Raw genomic sequence first — 3,986 nt, 5'->3', positions numbered from 1 at the left:
ACGGAGGCGGAAAGTCGTACACAACGCGGCCGTCGGTCTCTGCGTGAACTTTGACCTTGCGATCGTCCCATCGGGTCCTTACATCCTCGGCGTGAGCCGGCGGAGCTACAAGGCAGGCTGAGATCGCTAGCCCTACGGTCACTGATGCGAACCTTCTACTCATGCGCCGCCGGCCTCAGCGACTTTCCAACCGTCGGCAGAATAGATCGCGTAAAGCGCCTGGGCACCGCCCGCACGACCGCCCTTGCCTTGGTCTATTGCGCGTCCATCTGGCGCGTATTCGGTCGATGCGGTCTCGTCTAGGAAGAAGAGGGCAGCTCTTCTTCCAATGGGGTCAGAAGTCATGTCTGTTGTGAACTCGGAAATGGTCCACTGCGGACCAGAATTCCACCCATCAGATTTCCGAGCCTTCAGAACACTCTCCGTGTACGAATTGCACATCTTGCAGTCCGGCAGCGAAATTTCCCTCAGCGGACCGCTGTCTCCGGTCTCCAACCCGTACGTGATCGTGTCGAACCAGTACTGCGTGAAGGCCGCGAAGCCCTCCTTGGTGTTCTGCTTCGCGGCCTCGGGCAGGACCGGCCTGGGGAGATTCCGGGCGGGACCCCTCGAGCTCGCGGGGGTGGGTCGGGAGTCCGGAGTCGGCGGCGCGCTCGGGGACCCCGACGAAACAGCAGGCCCCGACGAGGACGTACCCGAGGGCACCGCGTCGCCGGGACCCGAGCCGCACGCGGCCAGCCCCAGACCGAACACGACGACCGCGACGAGCCCCGCAGAGCGAGACGCGCGCCGAAAAGGCCAGCGGAAGACCAAGCGAAACGCGAAGCGAAAAGCCAAGCGAACAGAACGATAGAGCGCCATTGACGTCCCCCAAGCCATCGGTGCGGATCCCGCGCCTAAGACAAGACGTACGACGGCGCGACGACCCCACCGTAACCACGGCACGACACGCCTAAGTTCGTCTCAACCGAAAACTCCGTGGCGCAACCACGGGCTCCTGCGTGGTCCTCGGGCCAAGCGCGCGCTCCGCCGAGGCGTGCCTCCGGTCGAGATGTACCCGTGTAAAGACATGCTCCCCGTGAAGACATACCCCGCGATCAGGCGCGCTCTGGCACGATCATTGTCTGCAGATCGAGCTGGCGCAGGACGTGGTCGGCGACCTCGGGATCGGTCCCTGGCTCCCTCCGGGCGGCCAGGACCTCGCGCCGCGCCGCGTCGAGGGCGACGGTCTGGATAGCGATCGCAAATTCGCGCTTCTTGGCGTGCCGTTCCCGCTCCTCGTCCGAAATGTCCCGCGGCCCAGCGGCACCGTGGGGCGACATCGCCTCCACCTCAAGCCCCTTGAAGCGTTGGGTCAGCAGCTGCCTCTGCCCCTGCGTGAGCTGGTCCTTGAGCCCGCTCTCGGCCACCGCCTGGAAGGCCGCCCTCCGTGCGCGGTGAATGAGCAGGCGGGTCGTCTCCTTCTCCTCGGACCCGTCGTCCTGGGCGTTGAGTGCCTTCATGAGCACGGGAAGGGTCAGTCCCGGGATGACGAGCGTCACGATGAGGACCGTGCATGCCGTCACGAGGATCTGGTCCCGCTCAGGGAACGCCGAGCCGTCGGTCAGGCTCAGGGGAAGCGCGAGGGCCAGCGCGAGCGTCGCGAGCCCCCGCATGCCGCTGTATGTCAGGACGACGACGGCCTTCGCTCGGGCGAGGGCGTCACCCCGGAACGCCTCGCGTCGCACCGTGAGATACAGCCACATCCAGACGAACCGCACCACGACGGTGACGGCGCAGACCGCGAGGGCCGCGGGCAGCATGCCTACGACGGCCCCGCCCTGCTCATGGATGACCTGGCGGATGTCGAGGCCCACGAGCCCGAAGGCCAGGCCGGTGGCGAGCATCTCGACGACATCCCAGAAGGCGGCTTGGTTGACACGTTCGGCGGCGTCCTCGGCGCGCGCATGGCGTTTGAGTTCCAGCGCCACCACGACGACGGCGATCACGCCCGAGGCGTGGAGCTCCTCGGCCAGAATGTAGGCGGCGAACGGCACGACGAGGCTCACGGCGGTCCTCGCGACCCCAGCGGTGACAAGCCACGTGACAAGCTTGGCCGCGTATCCCATGGCGACGCCTACCGCCACCGCGACGGCGATGCCGAGGAAGAACAGCGGTACGAGGGAGAGATCCACATTCTTTCCCGCGAGGGTTGCCGCCGCCGCGGCCTGGAAGACCACGATGGCCGCGGCGTCGTTGAAGAGCCCTTCGCTCTGGAGAACGTTCATGATCTTGCGCGGCATCTTGACTTTCCCGGCGACGGATTCGACGGCGACCGGATCCGGCGGCGCCACCATGGCGCCCAGGGCAATAGCCGCCGGCAGCCCGATTCCTGGGATCAGCAGCCATGCCGCGCCCGCCACGGCAGCCGTAGTGACAACGACGAGCCCCACCGCGAGCCAGAGAAGGGTGCGCCAACGGACTTGGAAGACCTGCCACGAACTGCGTTGGGCCGTCGCAAAGAGAAGCGGGGGCAGGAAGATCGGAAGGATGAGCTCGGGAGCGACGGCGAAATCAGGAAACCCGGGGATGAAGGTCATGCCCATGGCCATGAGGAGCATGAGGACCGGATAGGGCAGCTTGAGCCGATCGCCGATGCCCACGGCGAGCACCGTGACGAAGAGCAGTCCCATGATGAGTCCGAGCTGTTCCATGGCGGCATTCTTTCAGCCGTGGACCGCGGTGAGGCAGTTCTGCCATCCGACTCTCGCGCGGATCGCTTCAGCGGGTGCGTCCCTGAGAAGTCGCAGGCTTAGCGGGCGCGGGCCGAGGCGCTCACCACGGCGAGGGCGCGTTCGACGGCGTAGCCCGGGTCCCGCGCGAGGCCCTTCACCTCAGCGTCGGCCTCGGCGACCGCCCGGATCGCGGCAGCAAGGCTCTTCGGCGTCCACCCCCGGATGTCCCGCTGAGCCTGCTCGACGAGCCAGGGCTGCATGCCGAGCGTGCGAGCGATGCTCTGCGCCGATCCCTGCTCGCCCGCAACCTTCGCGAGGGTGCGCAGCTTCGAGGCGATAGCGGCCACGATCGGCACGGGGTCGACGCCCGTCTCGATCGCGTGCCGGAACGCCGAGAGCGCCTGAGCACTGCGCCCCGATAGCGCGGCGTCCGCGACTTTGAAGGCGGTCGCCTCGACGCGGCCCCCGAAGTACTTCTCCACGGTGGCCACGTCCACGGTCGACGTCGCGTCGAGCTGCAATTGGCTGCACGCCGCACCGAGCTCGGCGAGGCTGCTCCCCACCGCCGCGACGAGGGCGTCCACGGCGTCCCGTTCGATGCGCCGGCCCGAGCCCTTGAACTCGGCCGCGACGAACGCTGCCTTGTCGGCGTCCCTCTTGAGCGGCTGGCAGTCGACGACCGGGGCGCCGGAGGCCTTCAGAGCGTCGAGGAGTTTCTTGCCGCGCGTCCCGCCCCCGTGCCGCAGCACCAGCACGATGTCGGGGTCCGGCGAGGCCACGTAGGCGATCGCGTCCTTGAGGAAGTCCTCATTCATCGACTCCAGGCCGTGAGCCTCAATCAGCTTGCGCTCCCCGAAGAGCGACGGCGACGCAGCGAGGAGGAGCTCGCCCGCGCCGTACGAGGCTGCCTCGAGTCGCGTGACTTCGAGGCCCGGATCGACGGACCTCGCCTCCCTGCGGATCCGGTCGAGGGCGCGCGCGGCGAGGTAGTCCTCGGGGCCCGTAATGAGCAGGACCGGTGCCGGAGATGCGTTCCGGAAATCGACCGTGATCGCGCCGTTCGAGCGAGGCTCGCGCGCCCCCGCGCCGGACCGTGCCGCCATCACCGTACCGACCTGCGCGCCGTCTGATTCACCCGTCCACCTTGCCACGTGGGCGGCCGGTCGCCAAGCGCAGCCCCGCATCCGTGAGCGCCCCGGCGCCGAGCCGAACCCGCGGATCGCCCGCTGCCAAGAGCGCCGCACCGGTGAAGGCCGAGACGAGCGCCATCGC

At 68.0% G+C, this 3,986-nt stretch carries 3 protein-coding genes; all 3 read right to left on the bottom strand.

What is annotated here, in order from left to right; all coding sequences use genetic code 11:
- Window positions 1–159: 159 nt before the first annotated feature.
- On the bottom strand, window positions 160–861 hold the full coding sequence (locus tag ACLN58_RS19030; RefSeq protein WP_415856805.1) for a DUF6318 family protein: 702 nt from the start codon (window positions 859–861) through the stop codon (window positions 160–162).
- Window positions 862–1,097: 236 nt separating this feature from the next.
- Window positions 1,098–2,693: a cation:proton antiporter gene (locus ACLN58_RS19025; RefSeq protein WP_415856804.1), complete on the bottom strand. Its 1,596-nt coding sequence runs from the start codon at window positions 2,691–2,693 to the stop codon at window positions 1,098–1,100.
- Window positions 2,694–2,791: 98 nt separating this feature from the next.
- Window positions 2,792–3,817, bottom strand: a complete 1,026-nt coding sequence (holA, locus tag ACLN58_RS19020; RefSeq protein WP_415856806.1) for a DNA polymerase III subunit delta — start codon at window positions 3,815–3,817, stop codon at window positions 2,792–2,794.
- Window positions 3,818–3,986 lie beyond the last annotated feature (169 nt).

The sequence above is a fragment of the Sinomonas sp. G460-2 genome (genome assembly GCF_047759905.1).
In the GTDB taxonomy this organism is placed as follows: domain Bacteria; phylum Actinomycetota; class Actinomycetes; order Actinomycetales; family Micrococcaceae; genus Sinomonas.
This window is presented reverse-complemented; position numbering and strand designations above follow the sequence as displayed.